The organism is Mesorhizobium sp. BR1-1-2 (assembly GCF_020165435.1).
Taxonomy (GTDB): domain Bacteria; phylum Pseudomonadota; class Alphaproteobacteria; order Rhizobiales; family Rhizobiaceae; genus Mesorhizobium.
Map to the genome: position 1 here is coordinate 163,255 of NZ_JAIUID010000003.1, position 20,634 is coordinate 183,888.

General features: G+C 64.0%; 22 protein-coding genes, 1 tRNA gene and 1 pseudogene. 14 read left to right on the forward strand and 10 right to left on the reverse strand.

Going from position 1 to position 20,634, the window contains the following annotated elements:
- Nucleotides 1-231 precede the first annotated feature (231 nt).
- From LB551_RS07285 to LB551_RS07295, 3 genes are read left to right on the forward strand one after another with little or no spacing between them, the layout of a single operon-like run.
- Nucleotides 232-1,743, forward strand: coding sequence for an ABC transporter ATP-binding protein (locus tag LB551_RS07285; protein ID WP_224658670.1), 1,512 nt, complete (start codon nucleotides 232-234; stop codon nucleotides 1,741-1,743).
- On the forward strand, nucleotides 1,743-2,798 hold the full coding sequence (locus tag LB551_RS07290) for an ABC transporter permease (RefSeq protein ID WP_224658671.1): 1,056 nt from the start codon (nucleotides 1,743-1,745) through the stop codon (nucleotides 2,796-2,798). The genes LB551_RS07285 and LB551_RS07290 overlap by 1 nt, the downstream gene beginning before the upstream one ends.
- Nucleotides 2,795-3,739, forward strand: a complete 945-nt coding sequence (locus LB551_RS07295) for an ABC transporter permease (protein WP_224658672.1) — start codon at nucleotides 2,795-2,797, stop codon at nucleotides 3,737-3,739. Before LB551_RS07290 ends, LB551_RS07295 begins: the two co-directional genes overlap by 4 nt.
- Nucleotides 3,740-3,781: 42 nt before the next feature.
- On the opposite strand, the pseudogene LB551_RS07300 reads toward LB551_RS07295, so the two are convergent.
- A pseudogene (locus LB551_RS07300) lies at nucleotides 3,782-4,548 on the reverse strand (SDR family NAD(P)-dependent oxidoreductase).
- 293 nt (nucleotides 4,549-4,841) lie between these two features.
- On the opposite strand from LB551_RS07300, the gene LB551_RS07305 reads away from it, so the two are divergent.
- Nucleotides 4,842-4,997, forward strand: coding sequence for a hypothetical protein (locus LB551_RS07305; RefSeq protein WP_140492547.1), 156 nt, complete (start codon nucleotides 4,842-4,844; stop codon nucleotides 4,995-4,997).
- Nucleotides 4,998-5,134: 137 nt separating this feature from the next.
- Complete coding sequence (locus LB551_RS07310) at nucleotides 5,135-6,082, forward strand: LLM class flavin-dependent oxidoreductase (RefSeq protein ID WP_224658673.1); 948 nt, start codon at nucleotides 5,135-5,137, stop codon at nucleotides 6,080-6,082.
- 7 nt (nucleotides 6,083-6,089) lie between these two features.
- Here LB551_RS07310 and LB551_RS07315 read toward each other — a convergent pair whose 3' ends face one another.
- Nucleotides 6,090-6,767, reverse strand: a complete 678-nt coding sequence (locus LB551_RS07315; protein ID WP_140550650.1) for a cysteine hydrolase family protein — start codon at nucleotides 6,765-6,767, stop codon at nucleotides 6,090-6,092.
- 214 nt (nucleotides 6,768-6,981) lie between these two features.
- On the opposite strand from LB551_RS07315, the gene LB551_RS07320 reads away from it, so the two are divergent.
- Genes LB551_RS07320 through LB551_RS07335 form a run of 4 tightly spaced genes read left to right on the forward strand, consistent with a single transcriptional unit; the run spans nucleotide 6,982 to nucleotide 10,210 of the window.
- Nucleotides 6,982-7,773, forward strand: coding sequence for an ATP-binding cassette domain-containing protein (locus LB551_RS07320; RefSeq protein WP_224658674.1), 792 nt, complete (start codon nucleotides 6,982-6,984; stop codon nucleotides 7,771-7,773).
- A gap of 56 nt (nucleotides 7,774-7,829) precedes the next feature.
- Entirely contained in the window at nucleotides 7,830-8,774 is a 945-nt protein-coding gene (exbB, locus tag LB551_RS07325) for a tonB-system energizer ExbB (RefSeq protein ID WP_224658675.1), read from the forward strand.
- 12 nt (nucleotides 8,775-8,786) lie between these two features.
- Nucleotides 8,787-9,254 (forward strand): TonB system transport protein ExbD, encoded by a 468-nt coding sequence (gene exbD, locus LB551_RS07330; RefSeq protein ID WP_224658676.1) that lies wholly within the window; start codon nucleotides 8,787-8,789, stop codon nucleotides 9,252-9,254.
- On the forward strand, nucleotides 9,251-10,210 hold the full coding sequence (locus LB551_RS07335; protein ID WP_224658677.1) for a TonB family protein: 960 nt from the start codon (nucleotides 9,251-9,253) through the stop codon (nucleotides 10,208-10,210). The genes exbD and LB551_RS07335 overlap by 4 nt, the downstream gene beginning before the upstream one ends.
- Before the next feature lie 74 nt (nucleotides 10,211-10,284).
- Here LB551_RS07335 and LB551_RS07340 read toward each other — a convergent pair whose 3' ends face one another.
- The 5 genes from LB551_RS07340 to LB551_RS07360 form a co-directional block, all read right to left on the reverse strand.
- The gene (locus tag LB551_RS07340) at nucleotides 10,285-10,608 is read right to left on the reverse strand and encodes a hypothetical protein (RefSeq protein WP_224658678.1); all 324 of its coding nucleotides are present in this window, start codon (nucleotides 10,606-10,608) and stop codon (nucleotides 10,285-10,287) included.
- A 242-nt stretch (nucleotides 10,609-10,850) separates the two neighbouring features.
- Nucleotides 10,851-11,102 carry a hypothetical protein gene (locus LB551_RS07345; protein ID WP_224658679.1) on the reverse strand — a complete coding sequence of 84 codons (252 nt, stop codon included), beginning with the start codon at nucleotides 11,100-11,102 and terminating at the stop codon, nucleotides 10,851-10,853.
- Between the two features lie 68 nt (nucleotides 11,103-11,170).
- Complete coding sequence (locus LB551_RS07350; protein WP_224658680.1) at nucleotides 11,171-12,265, reverse strand: SagB/ThcOx family dehydrogenase; 1,095 nt, start codon at nucleotides 12,263-12,265, stop codon at nucleotides 11,171-11,173.
- 400 nt (nucleotides 12,266-12,665) lie between these two features.
- The gene (locus LB551_RS07355; RefSeq protein ID WP_224658681.1) at nucleotides 12,666-13,412 is read right to left on the reverse strand and encodes a helix-turn-helix domain-containing protein; all 747 of its coding nucleotides are present in this window, start codon (nucleotides 13,410-13,412) and stop codon (nucleotides 12,666-12,668) included.
- Between the two features lie 327 nt (nucleotides 13,413-13,739).
- Nucleotides 13,740-13,815: transfer RNA gene (locus LB551_RS07360), tRNA-Ala, on the reverse strand.
- 136 nt (nucleotides 13,816-13,951) lie between these two features.
- On the opposite strand from LB551_RS07360, the gene LB551_RS07365 reads away from it, so the two are divergent.
- A complete protein-coding gene (locus LB551_RS07365) occupies nucleotides 13,952-14,242 on the forward strand; it encodes a YggT family protein (RefSeq protein ID WP_140492518.1) in 291 nt (96 codons plus the stop codon).
- 13 nt (nucleotides 14,243-14,255) lie between these two features.
- The gene (locus LB551_RS07370) at nucleotides 14,256-14,573 is read left to right on the forward strand and encodes a DUF167 domain-containing protein (RefSeq protein ID WP_224658682.1); all 318 of its coding nucleotides are present in this window, start codon (nucleotides 14,256-14,258) and stop codon (nucleotides 14,571-14,573) included.
- Between the two features lie 3 nt (nucleotides 14,574-14,576).
- Here the strand turns inward: LB551_RS07370 and LB551_RS07375 are convergent, their stop codons facing one another.
- The 3 genes from LB551_RS07375 to LB551_RS07385 are packed head-to-tail and all read right to left on the reverse strand — an operon-like array spanning nucleotide 14,577 to nucleotide 17,309.
- Nucleotides 14,577-15,458, reverse strand: coding sequence for a MurR/RpiR family transcriptional regulator (locus tag LB551_RS07375; RefSeq protein WP_140492512.1), 882 nt, complete (start codon nucleotides 15,456-15,458; stop codon nucleotides 14,577-14,579).
- A gap of 10 nt (nucleotides 15,459-15,468) precedes the next feature.
- Complete coding sequence (locus tag LB551_RS07380) at nucleotides 15,469-16,536, reverse strand: ABC transporter ATP-binding protein (protein ID WP_224658683.1); 1,068 nt, start codon at nucleotides 16,534-16,536, stop codon at nucleotides 15,469-15,471.
- Between the two features lie 2 nt (nucleotides 16,537-16,538).
- Entirely contained in the window at nucleotides 16,539-17,309 is a 771-nt protein-coding gene (locus LB551_RS07385; protein ID WP_224658684.1) for an SDR family oxidoreductase, read from the reverse strand.
- A 180-nt stretch (nucleotides 17,310-17,489) separates the two neighbouring features.
- Here LB551_RS07385 and LB551_RS07390 point away from each other — a divergent pair, with 180 nt between their 5' ends.
- The 3 genes from LB551_RS07390 to LB551_RS07400 all read left to right on the forward strand — a co-directional run bounded on the left by LB551_RS07390 (nucleotide 17,490) and on the right by LB551_RS07400 (nucleotide 20,556).
- A complete protein-coding gene (locus tag LB551_RS07390; RefSeq protein WP_140643438.1) occupies nucleotides 17,490-18,722 on the forward strand; it encodes an ABC transporter substrate-binding protein in 1,233 nt (410 codons plus the stop codon).
- Between the two features lie 134 nt (nucleotides 18,723-18,856).
- Nucleotides 18,857-19,726, forward strand: a complete 870-nt coding sequence (locus tag LB551_RS07395; RefSeq protein ID WP_224658685.1) for a carbohydrate ABC transporter permease — start codon at nucleotides 18,857-18,859, stop codon at nucleotides 19,724-19,726.
- A 5-nt stretch (nucleotides 19,727-19,731) separates the two neighbouring features.
- Nucleotides 19,732-20,556, forward strand: coding sequence for a carbohydrate ABC transporter permease (locus LB551_RS07400; protein WP_140524682.1), 825 nt, complete (start codon nucleotides 19,732-19,734; stop codon nucleotides 20,554-20,556).
- Nucleotides 20,557-20,634: the final 78 nt, after the last annotated feature.

Here is a 20,634-nt window from a genome sequence, read left to right on the forward strand (position 1 = left end):
AATTGAGGGGTTGGCGCGTGGCGCCCCTATGTCCTGCCGGACATCTCCCCCTCGAGGGGGAGATTGGCAGCTTCGTCGGTGGTGCTTGTCTCTTCAAACGGTGCAGATTGGCGAAAGCCGAAGTGACATCTGATCTCCCCCCTTGAGGGGAGATGGCCGGCAGGCCAGAGGGGGGAGCAGCGCATCCCTATCGGACTGAATCGCAAAGCCAATTCTCACCAGGATTCCCCCTTGCCCGCCCCCCTCATCGAAATGCGTGGCATCACCAAGAGTTTCGGCGCCGTCAAGGCGAACGAAGCCGTCGACCTCAGCGTCGCGCCCGGCGAGATCCTCGGCCTGCTGGGCGAGAACGGCGCCGGAAAAACGACGCTGATGAACGTGCTGTTCGGCGCCTATGCGCCCGACGCCGGCGAGATCCTCATCCAGGGTCGGAAGGTGCGGATCACCAGTTCGGCCGATGCGCTGGCCGCGGGTATCGGCATGGTGCACCAGCATTTTCACCTGGCGCCACGGCTTACGGTGCTGGAAAACCTGCTTGTCGGCATACCAGGCAAGTCCGGACGGATCGACCGGTCCGGCGGACTGGCGCGGCTGGCCGAAATCAGCCGCCAGCACGGGCTGACACTCGATCCCAGCCTGCCGGTCTCGGCGCTGTCTGTCGGAGAGCAGCAACGTCTCGAGATCGTCAAGGCGCTGTTTCGTGGCGCAAAACTGCTGATTCTCGACGAGCCGACCGCGGTGCTGGCGCCGAGCGAAGTCGACGGGCTGTTTTCGGCCTTGCGGTCGATGGCGGCGCAGGGTCTGGGCATCATCTTCATCTCGCACAAACTCAACGAGGTGCGCGCGCTCACCCACCGCTGCACGGTGCTGCGGCATGGCCGCGTCGCCGGCCGCGTCGATGATCCGGCCAACACCACGTCGGCGGAAATGGCGCGACTGATGTGCGGCCACGAGATCGTGCCGCCGGCCAAGGGGCCGTCGACGCCGGGGGCAGCGGTGCTCACTCTCGACGGCATTTCCACCTCGAGCCATTCGGGCACGCCGCTGCGCGATGTGTCGCTTTCCGTGCGCGCCGGCGAGATCCTCGGCATTGCCGGTGTCTCCGGCAATGGCCAGCGGGCGCTGGCGGAGGTGATCTCGGGCGTGCGAGCCCCCGATGCAGGCCTGATGACGATTGCGGGACAGAAAGTGTCTCGCTTCTCGCCGCGCGAGGTGCAGGCGCTGGGCCTTGGCCGCATCCCGGAAGACCGCATGACAACCGGGCTGGTCACCAATTTGCCGCTCGCCGATTCCATGGTGCTGCCGCGCATCGGCACCGCCGCTTTCAGCAGCAAGGGCCTGCTCGAGCCGGATGCGATCCGCGCTTTCGCCGAGGCGCAGATCAAGGCCTATGATATCAGGTGCCCCGGGCCGATGACGCGTGCCGGTGCGCTGTCCGGCGGCAATTTGCAGAAAGCGCTTTTGGCGCGCGAACTCGCCTTCGATCCGAAGGTGCTTGTCGTCTCGCAGCCGACACGCGGCCTCGATATCGGAGCCGCCCGCTTCATCCATGAGAAATTCCTCGACATGCGCGCCAAGGGCTGCGGCATCATCGTCATCGGCGAGGATCTGGAGGAGTTGCTTGTGCTGTGCGACCACATCGCGGTGATGTATGAGGGGCGCATCGCCGGCACGCTTCCCAGCGCCGATGCGACGATCGCACGGCTGGGGCTGCTGATGACCGGGGCGGAGGGCCATAGCTGATGTTCCGCCTCGAAGTCCGCAACTCGACGCCAGCCTGGTTCAACCTGGCTTTGCCGCTGCTGGCGATCGGTGCGGCGCTGGTGCTGTGCAGCGGCCTGATCGCGCTTGCCGGCGCCGGCGTGCTTGAATCCTACGGCGTTATGTTCACGGCGTCGCTCGGCGACAGCTATGCGATCACCGAAACGCTGGTGCGGGCCGCACCCATGATCTTCACCGGGCTGGCGGTAGCTGTCGCCTTCCGCGCCAAATTCTGGAACATCGGCGCCGAAGGGCAATTGCTGGCCGGCGCGGTGGCGAGCTGCTTCGTCGGCGCGATCCCGATGCCGGGATCGCTCGCCATGCTTTTGATGGCGCTGGCAGGCGCTGCGGCCGGTGCAGCCGTCGCGCTCGTGCCGGCAACGCTGCGGGTGAAATTCAAGGTCGACGACGTCGTCAGTTCGCTGCTGCTCAATTCGGTCATCTATTATGCGCTGATGGCGCTGATCGAAGGGCCGTGGAAGGATAGTTTCAGCGGCTATCCGATCTCGCCGCCGATTGAGGATTCGGCCAATTTCCCGGTGCTGATCGAGGGCACGCGGCTGCATCTCGGCGTCATCGCCGCGCTTATCGCGGCACCGTTGATCTGGTTCCTGATCGTGCGCACCACGCTCGGCTTCCGGATCCGGGTCACCGGCGAGAATCCGGAAGCGGCCAGATATGGCGGCATCAATGTCCAGCGGGTGCTGCTCTCGACGGCGCTGCTCTCTGGTGCGCTGGCGGGCCTCGCCGGCGTCGGCGAGGTCGGCGGCGTGCATTTCCAGGTGATGAGCGACATCTCGCCGGGCTACGGCTATTCCGGCATCGTCGTTGCCATGCTGGCGCGGCTCAACCCGCTCGGCGTGGTGCCGGCCGCGATCTTCCTGGCTGCCGTGATGACCGGCGCCGAGGCGATGTCGCGCGCGACCGGCGTGCCAGCCTTCCTCAGCGAGGTCATCCAGGGCACGGCACTGCTTGCCATGCTGGTGGCGCTATTGTTCACCGCCTATCGCATCCGCCGCGTCGGAGCCGCCCAATGAGCGCGGTGTTCGAACAGATCTTCCAGGTCGGCTTCTTGGCCGCCATCATCCGCATCGCCACGCCCTTGGCTTTCGCCACGCTCGGCGAAATGTTCTCCGAGCGCGCCGGCGTGCTCAATCTCGGTATCGAAGGCATCATGCTGTTGTCGGCCATGACCGGCTTCACCGCCGCCAGCCTCAGCGGCAACCTGTGGCTGGGCGTCCTGGCGGCGGTGCTCACCGGCATGTTGATGGGGGCGCTGCATGCGCTGTTCACGGTGGCGCTCGGCTTGAGCCAGCATGTCTGCGGCATCGGCGTGACGCTGCTTTCGTCGGGTCTGGCCTATTTCCTCTACCGGCTGATCTTCGGCCAGCAATCGGTGCCGCCGAGCATCAAGGGTTTTCAGCCGCTGCCGATCCCGATCCTCTCCGACATTCCCGTGCTTGGCCCGGCGGTGTTCAACCAGTTCACACTGGTCTACATGGCGATCCTGGCCATACCGCTCGCTGCCTTCGTGCTCTATCGCACGCCATGGGGCCTGTCGGTGCGCATGGTCGGCGAAAACCCGCGAGCCGCGGACTCGGCCGGCGTCAGCGTCATCGCCACACGATTCCAGGCGGTTATCCTGGGTGGCGCGCTGATGGGGCTGGCCGGCGCCTTCCTGTCGATGGCGCAGTTCAACGCCTTCACCTTCGGCGTCGTCTCCGGGCGCGGCTGGGTGGCGATCGCACTCGTCGTGTTCGGCCGCTGGGATCCGTGGCGCTCGGCGGGCGCCGCGCTGCTATTCGCCTTTGTCGATGCCTTGCAGTTGCGCATGCAGGCGAGTGGTCTCGGGCATATCCCCTACGAGGCGTTCCTGATGCTGCCCTTCATCTTCACTATCGTCGCCATGGCGGTGATGTCGCGCAATGCGGTGGCGCCGTCGGCGCTGCTGAAGCCGTTTAGACGGGAAGAACGATAGACGAGTAGGGGTTGGGATGAAGACCCTGGACCGTGGGACACCTCACATCGCGGTAAAACCATTGTCGACGAACAGATGGGCCCCGTTGACGAAGCTCGACTCGTCGCTGGCGAGGTACAGCGCCGCCTTTGCCACCTCTTCCGGTTCGCCGATCCGCCCCTGCTGTGCAGCCAACGCCGCGTCGGACACATCGACGCCGAGCTTGCCCAGATCGGCGACCTCGCGCAGGCCATGCGGTGTGCGGATGAAGCCGGGGCAGACGGCGTTGCAGCGGATGTTGCGGTCGCGGAACTCCACGGCGATGGCGCGCGCGAACATGTGACAGGCGCCCTTGGTGGTGTCGTAGAGCACTTCGTTCGGCGTCGCCGCCACCGCTGAGATCGATGAGGTGCAGACGATCGAGCCGCCGCCGGCCGCGATCATGCCGGGCAGCACGGCGCGGGTCATCAGGAACATTGAGCGCACGTTGATGGCATGCAGCCAATCCCATTCCTGCACGCTGGTCTCAGGAACGGCTTTATCACGATGGTGCCGGCATGATTGAACAGGACGGTAACCGCGCCGAACTTCTCGGCCGCGCCCTTCACGGCCGCCTCGACCTGCGCCTCGTCGGAAACGTCGGCGACAAAATGCTCCGCGATTTGGCCGCGCGCCCGGATCGCCGCGGCGGTGGCTGCCGCCGCTTCGCCATTGCGGTCGATGATCGCCACCTTTGCGCCTTCCGCCGCGAACAGTTCCGAGGCCGCCCCGCCCATTCCCGTCGCGCCGCCCGAAACGATGGCGACCTTGCCGGCCAGTCTTGCTCCCATTTCCTTGCTCCTCCTAAATGTCCTTTGGACGATCTCGCATTGTCGCTCTGCCGCGATGCTATCCTGCCCACGCGGGGCGCGCCAATGCACGAATGGATCAGCAAGTGAAGCTCCGTCCAGCGCCGGAAGCGAAACCGACACTGCCGTGTCCGTCGATTAGGTCGATGCCGCTCTGCAGCAACTCAGCGCCAATTTTCACGGCACTATTAGAAAAAAATTCTGCGCAGGGCCGAAAAATAGCAATCGACAAAGTCTACAACTTTTATAGATTAACCGCCGAGACGGAGGTCGACATGTCCTATATGCAGAACACCGAGACCCGCAGCAGCGGCCAGAGGCTGGCCAATGCCCAGAGCTTTCGCCCGGCCTATGCCGGCGCTTTCGCCTATGTCGTCTTTGCCCTTGCGTTCGTGTTCACCGGGGCTGTTGTTCTGGGCCTCATTCCCTGAGCCGTGGTCCGGCCAGGCTGACGACCCACCGCCTTCAGGCAATCGGAGTTGAATGAACCGGATCACGGTGCGCTTTCGCGTGCGCCATTGATTCGTATTTGACCGCATCCGTGATTCCAGAGATGGAGGAGATGGCAATGCCGATCGAATTCACGCATGTCCCCGGCAAGACCCATCCTGCCGATAGCGCAGTTTCCTTTTTCTACGACTTTGCCGAGACGGCGACCAGGCTGGCGCTGATCGAGGATGGCGGTTTCCGCAACCTCGTGGTCGACGATCCGGCCGGCTTGCTCACCAATATGGATCTTGCCGCCCAGGTGCTGGACCGCAGCTCGTCGCTGGAAGTGGTCCTCACCCATTGGGCCGGCGTGGTAGAACCGACCGTGGCGGCGCGGCAGCTTGCCTCGATCGACGCCCGCAGCGGCGGCCGCCTGGCGCTCAGGATGATCAGCGAGCCGTTGAGCGACGACGATGCCGAAACGCGCCCGGTCGGACACGGTGTCATCTGGCAGCGCATCGACGAATATCTGGTTCTGTTGAAGCGGCTATGGTCGAACGAGCGGCCTTTCGACCATGAAGGCGCGTTCTACAGCATCATGGGCGGCTTTGTTCCGCGCAAGGGGCCACATGGTGCCGACCTCGTCATCCGCATGGGCGGGCAATCCGGCACGGCGCTGAGAGTGGCCGGCCGGCATGCCGACGTCTTCGAACTGGCGCCCGGTTCGATCGACGATGTCAGGCGGTTGATGGAGCGGGTGCGCGGCGCCGCCGCCGAACATGGCCGGGCCGCCAGACTGCGCTTCGCCCTTCCGGTCCGCATCCACCGGGGAGTTTCCTCGGCAGTGCACAAGGCGGTCGATGTCTCCGGTCCGCCGGCCCAGGCCGCCCTGTCGCTGCTTGCTTACGCGGCTCTCGGCATCGATGAATTCATGATCGTCGGCGTCGACACGCCGCGCGAGATCGCGACAGTCGGCCGCGAGACGATCGCGCTGCTGCGCAATTCGCTGGCGCGGCGCGAGGACGGCGAATTCCAGCACGGGGCCTTCGCGCAGCGCACGGGACTGGAAACACGGGCAACGGGCTGAACGGAATTTATTGGCGATCCTCGCCACCCAGCCGCGACAGGCCTTCGATGACCGCACCCGAATCCGCCAGCGCGCCAAAGACGCCGTCTTCGACCGTCACCATGTGAAGTGCCGCCTCATGCGCCCGTCTGTCGCCGCTGGCGCAGGCGTCGGAGATCGTCAGGCACTGGAAGTTGCGATCGCAGGCTTCGCGCAGCGTCGTGTGCACGCAGACATCCGTCGTGCATCCGCAAAACAGAAGATGCGTGATGCCTCGCGCGCGCAGCACGAGCTCGAAATCCGTATAGGTGAAGGCGCCGTTGCAGGTCTTGTCGACGATGATGTCCTGCGGCGCGACGTCGATTTCCGGAACGATCTGAAAACCCGGACCCGAACGAAGCAGGATCTCGGTGCCGTCGAGGCCGGCCCGCCCGCGGCGCCATTTCTCGTAAGGTGTCATGTCGGCCATGTCGGCCCGGTAGCCCTGCCTTGTATGGACGATGCTGACGCCCGCCTCGCGGGCAGCGGCGATCAGCCGACTCACCGCGGGCAGGATCGCTCTCAACGGCGAGGGATCATATCCCTTCCTAGCGAAGTAACCCGTCGTCGACAGGAAATCCTGCTGCAGGTCGATCACGACCAGCGCGGTGTTCTCGGCCACAAGCCTGCCGTCATAGGGGAAATCGAAGGGTGTCGCCTTGATCATGCGCGGTTTCCTGTTTCAGCGAAGACCTTAGAGCGGTTCATCGCTTCACGGAAACGCTTCGTTGCCTGAAATTCAAAGCGGCATCAGGCGTCACGATATTTTGTTGACGCAAAAATCGACTTAATTGTTGACTAGCACAGTCATGTTTCATAGTCAACCGGGTACGGTTGCCCGAAAATCGGATTGATGCCCGCAGCCATACTGGAGATGGACCTTGACCGGAGCCGACAGCCAGACTGCTTTCCACATCGACGCGGTGCGCTTTGCCGTGGGCGAGCGGACGCTGCTCGGTCCGGTTTCGCTCGAATTGCGGCGCGCGCGCGTCTACGGATTAATCGGTCACAACGGGTCCGGCAAGTCGACGCTGGTCAAGCTTTTGGCGCGCCAGCAGCCGGCAAGCTCTGGCGCCATCACCTTCGCAAGGCGGCCTTTGGCGCAGTGGGGTGCGCGCGAACTGGCGCGGGCGCTTGCCTATCTGCCGCAGACGACGCCGGCGGCGACCGGCTTGACCGTGCGCGAGCTGGCAGCGCTCGGACGTTATCCCTGGCATGGCGCGCTCGGCCGCTTCGGCCAGGACGACAGACGGCATGTCGAGGAAGCGCTTGATCTGACCGACATGGCCGGCTTTGCCGACCGGTTGGTCGACGAGCTGTCGGGCGGCGAGCGCCAGCGCGCCTGGCTCGCCATGCTGGTGGCGCAGAACGCCGGCGTCATGCTGCTCGATGAGCCTATCTCGGCGCTCGACATCGCCCACCAGGTCGAGGTGCTTGGGCTGGTCAGGGAACTCAGCCGCAAGCGCGACCTCTGCGTCGTCGTGGTGCTGCACGATCCCAACATGGCGGCGCGCTATTGCGACGAGCTGATCGCCCTGAAGGACGGCAGGCTGCTGACGCGCGGCCCGCCCGGCGAGATCATGCAAGGCGATGTGCTCAAGGGCATTTTCGGGGTGGAGATGGGGGTGTTCGCGCACCCCGTCACCGGCCAGCCAGTCGGCTACCTCCAGTGACGCTTCGGGACTGTCGCGAGGAAAGGCTGGTGGCTGTGAGAACAAGGAAGAAGGCGATGTCGAGAACCGGTTTGGCCGCAGCCCTGTTTGCATCCGCCATGCTGACGGCCGCCAGCGCTCCGGCACAGGAACAGCCGGCAAGCGGCGTGCCCGCCACCATCACGGCGCCGGCACCATCGGCGCCTGCCCTCAATGCGCCGGCCGCGCCTGCCGCCCCCGTGGGAGCCGCGGCGCCTGCACAGCCGCAAGCCGGGGCCGGCACGGCGGCCGAGCCCTCGACGACGCCGGCGCTCACCTTGCCGCACGATCTGTCGCCATGGGGCATGTTCATGGCGGCCGACATCATCGTCAAGGCGGTGATGATCGGGTTGGCCTTCGCCTCGCTCGTCACCTGGACGATATGGCTGGCTAAATCGCTGGAAGTGCTTGCCGGCAAGCTCGGCGCCCGTCGCGCCGCGCGCGCCATCGGCAATGCCGCGACGCTGAAGCAGGCCAGCCATGCGCTCGGCCGTAACGGCGGCACCGGCGCCCTGCTGGTGCGGGCGGCGGAGGAAGAAGCAGCACTTTCGGCCGGCGCGCTCGACCATGCCGGCGGCGACGGGCTGAAGGAACGGGTGGCCTCGCGCCTGTCACGCATCGAGGCGGCGGCGGCGCGACGCATGTCGCGCGGCACAGGACTGCTGGCGACGATCGGCTCGACAGCGCCTTTCGTCGGCCTGTTCGGCACCGTGTGGGGCATCATGAACGCCTTCATCGGCATTTCGCAGGCGCAGACCACCAACCTGGCGGTGGTGGCGCCGGGCATTGCCGAAGCCCTGCTCGCCACCGCCATGGGGCTCGTCGCCGCGATACCGGCCGTCGTCATCTACAACGTCTTTGCGCGCTCGATAGCCGGCTACCGGCAGATCCTCGCCGATGCCTCGGCTGGCGTCGAGCGGCTGGTCAGCCGCGACCTCGATTTCCGCACGGTGGCGCCGGCAACGGCGCTGGCGGCGCAGTAGCGGGGCAAGACCATGGGCAGCCGCATCCGTCAGACCATGGACGACGATCTCGAGGAAAGCCACGAGATCAATGTCACGCCCTTCATCGACGTCATCCTGGTGCTGCTAATCATCTTCATGGTCGCGGCGCCCTTGGCGACGGTGGATGTCAATGTCGACCTGCCGGGCTCGACCGCGACGCCGGCGCCCCGGCCCGAGACGCCGCTGTTCCTGACATTGAAGGATGATCTCACGCTGGCGATCGGCAACGAAACCGTGCCGCGCCAGGTTTTCGCCGCCACGCTGGACGGCAGGACCAAAGGCGACAAGCAGACGCGCATCTTCCTTCGCGCCGACAAGTCGGTTGCCTATGGCGACCTGATGGAGGCGATGAACCTGCTGCGCGGCGCCGGCTATCTGAAGATCGCCCTGGTCGGCCTGGAGGCTGCGCCCGCCGGCGATGCTCCCGCAGCGGCGCCAGGCGGAGCCGCTGGTCCATGACCGGGCAAGCGGCCGCCTCGCCCACGGTGGAGCTGTCACGCCTCGGCTGGCGCGACCTCGGCCTGTGGGCGGTTGCGGCCGCGCTGGTGCTTGGCGCGCATGTTGCGGTCGCCTATGCGGTGCAGAGCTTCAGCCCGGTCGACCCGGCGGATGGCGGGCCGCCGCCGGCGCTGGTGATCGAGATGGCGCCGATGGTGGTGACGCCGGCCGTGCCCGCACTGGCCGCGATGCTGGACGCGGCTGTGCCAGACCAGGCCGAGCCGGTCGAGGAGACCGAAAAGGCGCCCGAAGCCGAGCCCGAGAAAGTGGCAGAGCAAGCAGAGCCCGTTGCCGAGCCGGATGCGCCGCCGCCTGATGCAACCGAACCGACTGAGACGGCGACGGCTGATCCGGTCGACCAACCACCGCTCGAAGAGGTCGTCCCTGATATCGCCTCGACGGTCGCGCCCGACGTCGTAGTGCCGCTGCCGCAGCCGAAACCGGTCGAGACGCCCAGGGATAAGAAACCCGTGCAGGCCAAGGTGAAAAAGCCCGTCGAGAAGCCCAGGCCGAAGCCGAAGAAGGAGAAGGAGAAGACGGCACCGCCGAAGACGGTAACCGCCGCGAGCGCGGAGGCAAAGCCCGCCGTCAGGACAGCCGCGCCGAAATCGGCGTCCGGGGCGTCCGGCGTCAGCCCGGCCAAATGGGAATCGCGGCTGCTGTCATGGATCAAGCGGCATACGCGCTACCCGAGCGCCGCGAAATCGCGACGCTCGCAAGGCAATGCGAACGTCACCTTCACGGTGGACGCCTCGGGCCGGGTGACGTCGGCGCGCGTCGTCCGCTCCTCGGGCGACCCCGATCTCGACCGCGCCGCGCTCGCCGTGCTGCAGGGCGCCACCGTGCCGCCGCCGCCGCCCGAGCTCGGTTCGCGCGTCAGCCGCACGGCGCCGTTCGTATTCAGCCTTCGGAATTGATGCATGCCGCCCAAAACTGAACCCGGTTCGGGAGAAACGACATACATGGATCAAAGCAAGGTCGAACAATCGGCCTACCGATAGCTCATCGACAGACACAGAGCCTCTACCTGCTCGAGGTAGAAGCGGCATCTCGTGCGCAGGATCCGGAGGTTCGGATCGCCGGCGCCGTTGATCTCGATGGTCTGCATCATGAAGTCGAAATGGGCGTGGAAGGCATCCACCGCGCCCCAGAGACTGTCGGCCTGCCAGGTGTCGGCGATTGCCGTGGAAACCAGTTGGCGGGCTTGAAGGCGCGCCGCATCCGGCGATGCCGGCCGGCTGGCGATCAGGGCATGGAGGCGGCTGAAGACGCTTTCACCGACGTCGGCGCTTTTGATGGCTGCGATCATGTTCATTTGTGGATTCCCCTCAGATCGTCGTGCATAAATGCCGGTTCGGCGGGCTGCGGGCGATCATTGCGGCGATCGCGCGGCATCGGCCGGCCTTGGATGATGTTGCCTCTGCGCCCGCGTGTTCCAACCAAATGGGCCATCTCGATGCGGTCAAGCCGACGGCGGCCTTCTTCAAGGAAGGCAGCAGGCCTTGCAGCGCACGTCCCGGGCACGCCATTACCCACAGAGATGATGGCTTCATCTGGCTATGCCCTCCTCGGCTGGGCGCGATTGTCTTTCGCCTGCGCCTTGGGGTGCATCGGATTGCCGCTGAGCTGCGGATGCCTCACCGGCCGGGCGCCGCGAAGGACGTCGAAGGCCTCGGCATAAGCCATGCCCAGCAGATAGGAGATCATGGGGAAACGGCTTGCTTCGGCCATCTGCACCAGCTCATTGGCCATCGACGCGATGTATTGGAGACTATCGATCTCCGACTGGCGTAGGGATTGGTTGGCCACGTGCTGCTCCTGTTATGTGGTGGAATTCAGGGGACCCCTCACCGGGCACTCTGAACATAATCAATCGGTTAATTGATTGACCGCGCTGCCGGACGCGGATTGGTCTCCGGGACAGACAGGGTCAAGGCGTAGATGGGCGCGTCGGTGAGGCGGTCGAGGCCGAGCAGGCGCTTGATCGCGGAGTGGCTGAGTGCCGCGGTCGGGCAGGCCGACAGGCCGTGCCTGGTCGCCGCCAGCATCATGTTCTGGCCGATATGGCCGGCTTCGATCAGCACGACACGATAGGCGTTGGCGTCCTCATACTTCCACATGGTGCGGTCGAGCCTGGCGCAAAGCAGGACCAGGCAGGGCATGGTGTCGGCCCATTCCTGTCCGCCGACCAGCTCGGAGATCTTCGGCAGGTGGTTCGCCGAAATCCTTTCAAGATCGTGTCCGGCAGCGGAGTAGTGGTAGACGCCGGGCTCCAGCCCTTCCACCGACAGCGCAACCACATAGGCTTCATAGGGGTTTCTGGCGCCGCCGGAAGGGGTCATGCCCAGCGGCAGGGCGCCGACGCAGTTGCTGGTTTCGCCGGTTATGCCCATGCCCGCGAACAGGCAGTCGGAAAGCTGTTTCGCGGTGATGGTGGGCGCCGCCGCCGTTCGGTTGGTGCGGCGCTGCGCCATCAGGGCAAGGAGTTCATTGTCGTCGAGCGCGTTCGGCAGCCGGATGGCCGCCGCGGAATTCCTGAGCACGAGGTCGGGCTGCACGCTGTGACCTGCGCGTTCGATCTGTCGTGCCTCCGCCTGTTCGATGGTCATGAACTCGCTGTCCTGCACGCAGAAATGCATCAGCGCGGTCGGAATGCCCCAACTCCATTGTCCCGAGAATTGGCTCTCCTGTTCGGCCAGTTGCGACCCGGCGGTCACCAGTGCGGAAAAATCGAGCAATTGGGGGATGACGGCATCCAGCTCTGATCGCGACCATCCGTGGTCCCGCGCGATCTCCGCCGCGGATGCCCATTTGTCCCAGGATGCGAGAAGACCGATCACCTCGGAACTGCATTCGAACACGCTTCTGGTCAGGAAATTGCACGCAGTGACCTTGTTGGCGTCGGGATAGAAGACAAGCGTTTTTGCGGAGCGCATTTTCATGATGCCGAAAGCCGAATGCAGAAATGTCATTGCGAAGGCGAGGCGCCGACGAACAACCGTCGCCGGCGCCTCGGGCAGCTCAGCGCTTGTTGTAGTGCATGCCCTGCGAAAAGAAGACGGTCTGGGTGCCTGCGGCAATCGTCAGCTTCGAAGCAGCGTTCACTTTCTTCGCCATTTTCATCCCTTCCTGACCCCAAAATGGGATCTGTTGAAAAGATCCCCAAAACGGGATCCACGGGCGGAAGGTAAGATCGAAAGAGTTAATGGTTTGTTAAAATAGTAGTAAAACTGAATTAATCTAAATTATCTTTCATGGCCTTAAAGTACAAAAATCGATTTTACTCATATACGGAGTAGATGATGGCCGGCATACGCTCTTTCCGGATAGGATTATTCTTATTTAGCGTAACAAGGGAAGATTCTGACACGGTCAGTCCAGCCCGTCCCGCGCGAGGCTGACCACGAGCTGGTCGAGGCTCGGGTCGTCGAGCTTGACGACGTGCGCCATGCGGATCGCCTGCCGCGGGCGGATGGATACGTCCTGCCGCATGATGACCGACACGAAGGCCGGCCCGGCTTCCGTTAGAAGCATGGCCTTGCCGATCAGCACCGGTTCCGAGATGGGAGCCCACTGCACCGAGATCAGCGATGGTTCACCGGTCTGGCGGCGATTGACGCCGCTGAAGTAGATCCAGTTCAGGCGCGAGATCGCCACGCCGTAATGATTGCCGCGCGCCCGCGCCCATGTCGTTCCCCGGCGCTCCGACCATCCAGTGACCCTTCGGAACGTCACCAGTTCGGCGTCGCGCCGCACGAAGGTCACCGATCGCATCAACAGGTCGGGGCGGGCCGGGATCGAAAAATAGGTGAAGTAGGTGCCGCCCGCGATCGACGGGGCAGGCGGCCGGATCATTTGATTGAACAGGCTTTCGGAAATCGGTGGCAGGCCGCGAACCGTAGGCTTCGGCGCGCCCGGTTCCCGGTACAATTCGGCTTCGTCGATGCGGAAATACTCGCAGATCAGCTTGGCTGTCGCTTTGTTCGGAACGGTCTGTCCCTGAAGGTAGCGTTCGAACTGCGTGCGATTGATGCCCAGTTCCCGGCATACCGCGCTTACCGAGGCATGCTCCTTACAGAGCCGTCTGAGATTTGCAGCGAGATACTCGCGAATTGACACGTTTTGCTTCCGCGGGCGGGTTCTTCATATCGACTTCCAAATCCGTATAGCGCCTTCAGCCGCCCCCACCGAAACGCCTTGCTACAACACACAGAAAAAACTGATTTGGTAATGCCACTCTAATGGGGTGGATTCCAAAAAAAATAGCGCGATTCGATAGCGATCACCGTCATAAGTCCAATTGACAGGCGTTTGCCCCGGGAGGCTCTCGCAATCGACCGTGGCGGGCCGAAAGGAGCGCCGGTGTCGTGACATTTCGCACCGTAGCCACCCGACGTGGCTTCGGCTGTTGCAACGCAGCGACAAACGGAAAATGGATTATTCCGCTGGTGGAGCTGAGGGGGATCGAACCCCTGACCTCGTCATTGCGAACGACGCGCTCTCCCAGCTGAGCTACAGCCCCGTCCAGCGGATGGCGCATTTATCGGGCACGGCAGTTTTCTGTCAAGGCGACGTTTTGCCGAAATCCTGGCGGCCGAAGCCTGCCCTTGCCGGTTTCGCGCGCAATGGCTACATGTCGGCAACAATTGGAGACCGGCATGCTCGCCCTCATTCAAACAATCGTCATGGCGCTCGACCTCTATTGGTGGGTCATCATCATCTCGGCGATCTTTTCCTGGCTCTACGCCTTCAACGTCGTCAACTCGCGCAACCAGTTTGTCGGCAGCATCGGCAACATGCTCTACCGCCTGACCGAGCCGGCGCTGCGGCCGATCCGCCGTTTCATGCCGGACCTTGGCGGTATCGACATCTCGCCGATCATCCTGCTGCTGATCCTGTTCTTCCTCAGGCAGTTCCTGCTCACTACCGTGGCACCGCTGGTGCTGTGAACCCGACGATCGCATGAGTGCCCCGTTCCGCATCCGCGAGAACGGCATCGAGCTGTTTGTCCGGCTGACGCCGAAGTCTTCCATTGACAGGTTCGAAGGCATCGAGACATCGGCTGACGGGCGAAGTCATGTGAAGGCACGGGTCCGCGCCGTGCCCGAAAACGGCGCCGCCAATCAAGCGCTGGAGAAGCTGGCCGCCAAGACGCTCGGCGTGCCGGCCTCGGCCGTTTCGGTTGTCGCTGGCGCCACGGCACGGCTCAAGACGCTGCGCGTGACGGGTGAACCCCAGATGCTGATGCAGCGTATCGAGGCGCTCAGTGCTTCGGCCTGAAGTTCAATCGCCCAGCGGCAAACGCGGATCGTCGACCTTCAGCGTGTTCACGCTCTGCTTGATGCGGCGCAAATTCTCCAGCACCTTCGGGCCGCGCGTCTCGGCCACCGACGTGACGATCATGTCGACGATCGCCAGCAGCGCATAGCGCGACGATGTCGGCTTATAGATGTTGCCGTCCTCGAGCGGCTGCAAATGGATGACGGTGTCGGCGGCCCTGGCCAATGCCGAGTCCGGCGCGGTGACGGCGACCGTTGTAGCGCCATATTGCTGCGCGACCTGCACCGCCTCGATGACCGACCGTGCATAGCCGGAAACCGAGAAGGCGACCAGAGTGGTGTCGGGCGTGGCCACGGCGGCGTACATGCGCTGCAATTGCCCGTCGATCTGCGCCAGCACCGGCAGGCCCAGCCTGAACAGCCTGTTTTGCATTTCGGTCGCCATCATCGAGGAAATGCCGCCGGAGCCGACACACAGCACGTTGCCTGACGTGGCAATGCGCGCGGCGACGTCGACCAGCGTCGTCATGTCGAGGTTTTCGCTGGCGCGCTGGATGGCCGATATCGCCGCCTCGGTGATGGCCGATGCGATGCGCTGCTCACGGGCGTCGCGGCTCAGCGGCTCGGGCGACAGATACTGTCCGCCGATGGCGATCGCCTGCGCCAGGTAGAACTTGAAGTCGCGCAGGCCTTCGCAGCCGAGATTGCGGCAGAAGCGGGTCACCGTCGGCTCGCTGACGCCGACGCGCGCAGCGATCTCCGAGATCGCCGCCTTGGAGGCGAAATCGAGATCGGACAGGACCAGGCCGGCCAGCCGCCGATCCGACTTGGTGCCGTCCTGCGACATCAGCTGCAACCGGGTGATGATGTCGGCCGGTGTCTTCACGCTTGTGCTTTCATAGAGGCAGGCCCGTCGCCTTGTCGAAAAGATGGATGTTGCGCGGCTCGACCGAGACCGGCAGGCGGTCGCCCGGCTTCACCTGCATCCGGTCGCGGAAGACGACGCGCACCGCATCGCTGCCGATGGCACCGTAGACATGGGTTTCCGAGCCCGTCGGCTCGACGACGTCCACCTTGATGGTCATCGCGTCGGCAGCTTCGCCGATGACAAAATGCTCGGGCCGGATGCCGGCCTCCACCGCACCACCTGCCGGTACCTCTTTGCCGGCAAGCGCAAGCCTTCCGCCGCCGGTCGATTCGAACCAGCTGTTCGTGGCCGTCGTCTTGAGGGACCCGGAAACGAAACTCATCGACGGCGAGCCGAGGAAGCCGGCGACGAACTTGTTGGCCGGCCGGTCATAGAGCTCCAGCGGCGGCCCGACCTGCTGGATCCGGCCGCGATCCATCACCACGATGCGGTCGGCCATGGTCATGGCCTCGATCTGATCGTGGGTGACGTAGACGACCGTCGATTTCAGCCGCTGGTGCAGCGCCTTGATCTCGGTGCGCATCTGCACCCGCAATTGCGCGTCGAGGTTGGACAGCGGTTCGTCGAACAGGAAGACCGAGGGTTCGCGCACGATGGCGCGGCCCATGGCGACGCGCTGGCGCTGGCCCCCCGACAATTGCCGGGGGAAGCGGTCGAGATAGGAGAACAGGTTGAGGACGCCGGATGCCTTCTTGACCTTGTCCTCGACCGCGGCGCGGCTCTCGCCGCGGATTTTCGGTCCGAAGCCGATATTGTCGGAAGCCTTGAGATGCGGAAACAGCGCGTAGGACTGGAAGACCATGGCGATGTTGCGCTGCTGCGGCGGCAGGTCGTTGGCGCGCACGCCGCCAATGACCAGATCGCCCGAGCTTATCGCTTCCAGGCCGGCCAGCATGCGCAGCAGGGTCGACTTGCCGCAGCCGGACGGGCCGACCAGCACGACGAATTCGCCACTCTCGATGTCGAGGTTGATGTTCTCGAGGATGCTGTGCTGGCCGAAGGATTTCGAAAGGCCGCGGAACTGGACGTCGGTCATGGTCACGCTCCCACTATGTCGTCTATGAACGGCAGGCAGCCGGCGGTCAGGCCGGCATCCACCGGCATCACCACGCCCGTTACGCCGGACGCCCGGTTGGAGGCAAGGAACGCCACGGCTTCCGCCACCTCCGAGGCATTGACGATGCGGCCGAGCGGATAGAGCCGCTGGAGCTTGCCGAGAATGTCGGGGTTCTTGGCCAGGCGATGATCCCAGGCGGCGGTACGGATCGATCCCGGACAGACGACATTGGCGCGAACGCCGCTGCGGCCGAGCTCGACGGCGATCGCCTTGGCATAGGCGTTGATGCCGGCCTTGGCGGCGGCATAGGCCGGGTTGCCGAAATGGGCGACGGCGTTGACGGAGGAAATGAAGACGACGCTGCCCGAACCGCGCGCCGCCATCGCCTTGACCAGCGGATCGGCGAACGTCATCACGCCGGTCAGGTTGAGATCGAGTTCCTGCTCTATCCTGTCGGCCGTCAATGCGCCGAGCGTCTCCGCGCGCGTCCAGCCGGCATTGTTGATCAGGATATCGGGCACGCCGTCTTTGTCGAGCACGGCCGCGACGGCTGCCTCGACCGAAACCCGGTCGAGAAGGTTGAAGACATGGCGCGAGGCGAGGTGCGGGCTTTCCAAAGCCTCCTCCGATTGATCGCAGCCGACCACCCGTGCGCCTCTTCCGGCCAGCAACGCGACGATGGCCGAGCCGAGCCCGCCGCCGGCACCCGTGACGACGACAGTCCTGCCCTCGAACTCGGCTCTCGAAACCACGATGCGCGCTCCTCCGCATGTCAGGCAGATGTCGGCAGGCTAGTGAATGGAATGTAATTAAGCAACACGATAATCTGCTTGCGTGCGGCCAGTTCCTCGATAATGTAGGAAAGTCACATAATCCTGCGCCAACATCGGCGTGAGGAGCGCAAAAGCGCGGAACAAAATGGGAGAGATCGGATGAGCATTGCGAAATGGACTGTCGGCTTGATGGCCGGAATGAGCATGCTGGCCTTCGCGGCACAGGCGCAAGCCGGCGAGGTGCGCGTCACCGTCGCCGAATACAGCGCCAAGACCGGCCCCTACTTCGAGGAGGTCAAGAAGGAGTTCGAGGCAAAGAACCCCGGCATCACGGTCAAGTTCGAAGTGGTGCCATGGGACGTGCTCTTGCAGAAGCTGACCACCGACATCACCGCCGGCACCAATGCGGATCTCTCGATCATCGGCACGCGCTGGCTGATCGACTTCGTGCAGCAGGACGTCGCCGAGCCGCTCGACAGCTATATCACGCCAGATTTCAAGGGCCGTTTCATCGACACGTTCCTGTCGCCTTCGATCATGGACGGCAAGACCTACGGCCTGCCGATCGCCGCTTCGGCGCGCGCCATGTATTACAACAAGGAGTTGTTCGAGAAGGCCGGCATCGCCAAGCCGCCGGCCAATTGGACCGAGCTGCAGGAGGACGCCCGCAAGATCAAGGCGCTGGGGTCCGGCACATTCGGCTTCGGCCTGCAGGGCAAGGAGATCGAGACCGACGTCTACTATTATTATGCGATGTGGTCATACGGCACCGAGATCCTCAATAAGGACGGCACATCGGGCTTGAGCACGCCCGGCGCGCTCGAAGCCGCCAAGCTCTACAAGTCGATGATCGACGAAGGCCTGACGGAACCCGGCGTCACCTCCAACAACCGTGAGGACGTCCAGAACCTGTTCAAGCAGGGCAAGGTCGGCATGATGATCACCGCGCCCTTCCTGTCCAACCAGATCAAGGAAGAAGCGCCGAGCCTGAAATATGGCGTGGCGGCTATACCGGCCGGCCCGACGGGCGCGCGCGGCACTTATGGCGTCACCGATTCCATCATCATGTTCAAGAACTCCAAGAACAAGGACGAGGCCTGGAAGCTGCTCGATTTCCTGTTCACCACGGAACAGCGCGCCAAGTTCACGCAAGGCGAAGGCTTCCTGCCGGTGAACAAGGAAGAGGCCAAGATGGACTATTACGTCAACAATGCCGACCTCGCCGCTTTCACCGCGCTTCTGCCCGACGCCCGCTTTGCGCCGGTCATTCCGGGCTGGGAGGAGATCGCCCAGATCACGTCGGACGCCATGCAGAAGATCTATCTCGGCGGCGACCCGGAGGCAGGTTTGAAGGATGCGGCGGCCAAGGCCAACGCGGTGCTGAAGAAATAGGGCGTATCTCCCTGCGCCCGTGGCGCGCCCCACTCAGGTGGAGCGCGCCACTCTTCTTGGTTCACGCCTGCTGCGGCGGATCCGAAAATTCGCATAGACCTTCCGATCCAGCGCGCCGGAACCCAGGCCAGCCGATGCAAAATCGTTTCTTGCCCTATCTGCTGACCTTGCCCAGTCTGTTCCTGGCGGCGGTCGTCATCTTCTGGCCGGTCTGGGACCTGATCCAGATCGCAACCCATGACGTCAACCGCTTCGGCCAGCTGCGCGAATTCAGCGGCCTTGCCAATTTCGCGGCCCTCGCCGCCGATCCCGATTTCGTCGCGGCACTGTGGCGCACGGCGATATGGACCGTACTGGTGGTTGGCGGCGCGCTGCTTCTGTCGATCCCGGTCGCCATCATCCTCAACACTGATTTCTACGGCCGCGGCATTGCCCGCGTCATCATCATGCTGCCCTGGGCGGTGTCGCTGACCATGACGGCGGTGGTCTGGCGCTGGGCTCTGAGCGGCGAAAGCGGCATGCTGAATTCGGCGCTGCTCGGCCTCGGCCTGATCGATCACAATGTCCAATGGCTGGCCAGCGCCGAGACGGCGTTCCCGATGCAGGTGCTGATCGGTATATTGGTGACGGTGCCGTTCACCACGACGATCTTCCTCGGCGGCCTGTCTTCGATTCCGGACGATCTCTACGAGGCCGCCGCGCTTGAAGGAGCGACGCCGGCGCAGCAGTTTCGCGAAATCACCTTTCCGCTCCTCAAGCCGTTCATCAACATCGCCATCGTGCTCAACACCATCTACGTCTTCAATTCCTTCCCGATCATCTGGGTGATGACGCAGGGCGGGCCGGCCAATTCGACCGACATCCTGGTCACTCACCTCTACAAGCTCGCCTTCCGCATCGGCAAACTGGGCGAGGCTTCCGCCGTGTCGCTGGTGATGTTCGCCATATTGCTGGTCTTCACCATGATCTATGTACGCCTCGCCATGCGGGAGCACCGCGCATGACGACCATGGCGGGCAAGCTGAAACGAACCGTCATCGCCTGGCTGCTGCTGGCGCCGCTGATCGTGGTGACGATCTTCCCCTTCGCGGTGATGTTCCTGACCGCGGTCAAGCCGCGGCAGGAGGTGCTGTCGCCGACCTGGTGGCCGAGCGAATTCCGCTGGTCGAATTTTGCCGACATGTGGGTGGCGACCGGCTTCGGCCGGGCGCTTGCCAATTCGCTCTATGTCTCGGTGATCGCCACGGTCGGCGCCATCCTGATCTCGGTGCCGGCGGCCTATGCCATGTCGCGCTTTCGTTTTGCCGGCTATGGCGCCTTCCGGCAGTTCCTGCTGATCTCGCAGATGATCTCGCCCATCGTGCTGGTGCTCGGTCTGTTCCGGCTGATGGCCGCCTGGGGCCTTGTCGAATCGACGACGGCGCTCGGTTTCATCTATATGGCCTTCAACGTCGCTTTCACCGTGTGGATGCTGCAGAGCTATTTCGACACCATCCCGCGCGATCTCGAGGAGGCGGCCTGGATGGAAGGCGCCGGGCGCTGGCTGACGTTGCGCAAAGTCTTCCTGCCGCTCTGCCTACCGGCGATCGCGGTGACCGCGATCTTCACCTTCATCAACGCCTGGAACGAATTCGTCGTGGCGCTGACCATGCTGCGCAGCCAGGAGAGCTACACGCTACCGATCCAGGTGTTCTCGCTGGTCGCCGGGCGCTACACGATCGAATGGCATCACGTCATGGCCGCCACGCTGTTGGCGACGCTACCGGTGGCGATCCTGTTCATCTGGCTGCAGCGCTACCTGGTACGGGGGCTGGCGCTCGGGGCGGTCAAATAGCAACCCAGCAATTCCAGGAAAAGCGTGCGGCGGTTTCCCCCCGGAATTGCGAAAACAAGAAAGTCCATCACGGAGTTT

Excerpts from the sequence above, each read along its gene's own strand:
- LB551_RS07350 (WP_224658680.1), bottom strand. The coding sequence starts at position 12,265 with ATGACATTTCTGCATTCGGCTTTCGGCATCATGAAAATGCGCTCCGCA.
- LB551_RS07400 (WP_140524682.1), top strand. The coding sequence starts at position 19,732 with ATGGCGGGCAAGCTGAAACGAACCGTCATCGCCTGGCTGCTGCTGGCG.
- LB551_RS07390 (WP_140643438.1), top strand. The coding sequence starts at position 17,490 with ATGAGCATTGCGAAATGGACTGTCGGCTTGATGGCCGGAATGAGCATG.
- LB551_RS07380 (WP_224658683.1), bottom strand. The coding sequence starts at position 16,536 with ATGACCGACGTCCAGTTCCGCGGCCTTTCGAAATCCTTCGGCCAGCAC.
- LB551_RS07335 (WP_224658677.1), top strand. The coding sequence starts at position 9,251 with ATGACCGGGCAAGCGGCCGCCTCGCCCACGGTGGAGCTGTCACGCCTC.
- LB551_RS07295 (WP_224658672.1), top strand. The coding sequence starts at position 2,795 with ATGAGCGCGGTGTTCGAACAGATCTTCCAGGTCGGCTTCTTGGCCGCC.
- exbB (WP_224658675.1), top strand. The coding sequence starts at position 7,830 with ATGTCGAGAACCGGTTTGGCCGCAGCCCTGTTTGCATCCGCCATGCTG.
- exbD (WP_224658676.1), top strand. The coding sequence starts at position 8,787 with ATGGGCAGCCGCATCCGTCAGACCATGGACGACGATCTCGAGGAAAGC.
- LB551_RS07370 (WP_224658682.1), top strand. The coding sequence starts at position 14,256 with ATGAGTGCCCCGTTCCGCATCCGCGAGAACGGCATCGAGCTGTTTGTC.
- LB551_RS07310 (WP_224658673.1), top strand. The coding sequence starts at position 5,135 with ATGCCGATCGAATTCACGCATGTCCCCGGCAAGACCCATCCTGCCGAT.
- LB551_RS07305 (WP_140492547.1), top strand. The coding sequence starts at position 4,842 with ATGTCCTATATGCAGAACACCGAGACCCGCAGCAGCGGCCAGAGGCTG.
- LB551_RS07340 (WP_224658678.1), bottom strand. The coding sequence starts at position 10,608 with ATGAACATGATCGCAGCCATCAAAAGCGCCGACGTCGGTGAAAGCGTC.
- LB551_RS07290 (WP_224658671.1), top strand. The coding sequence starts at position 1,743 with ATGTTCCGCCTCGAAGTCCGCAACTCGACGCCAGCCTGGTTCAACCTG.
- LB551_RS07315 (WP_140550650.1), bottom strand. The coding sequence starts at position 6,767 with ATGATCAAGGCGACACCCTTCGATTTCCCCTATGACGGCAGGCTTGTG.
- LB551_RS07365 (WP_140492518.1), top strand. The coding sequence starts at position 13,952 with ATGCTCGCCCTCATTCAAACAATCGTCATGGCGCTCGACCTCTATTGG.
- LB551_RS07395 (WP_224658685.1), top strand. The coding sequence starts at position 18,857 with ATGCAAAATCGTTTCTTGCCCTATCTGCTGACCTTGCCCAGTCTGTTC.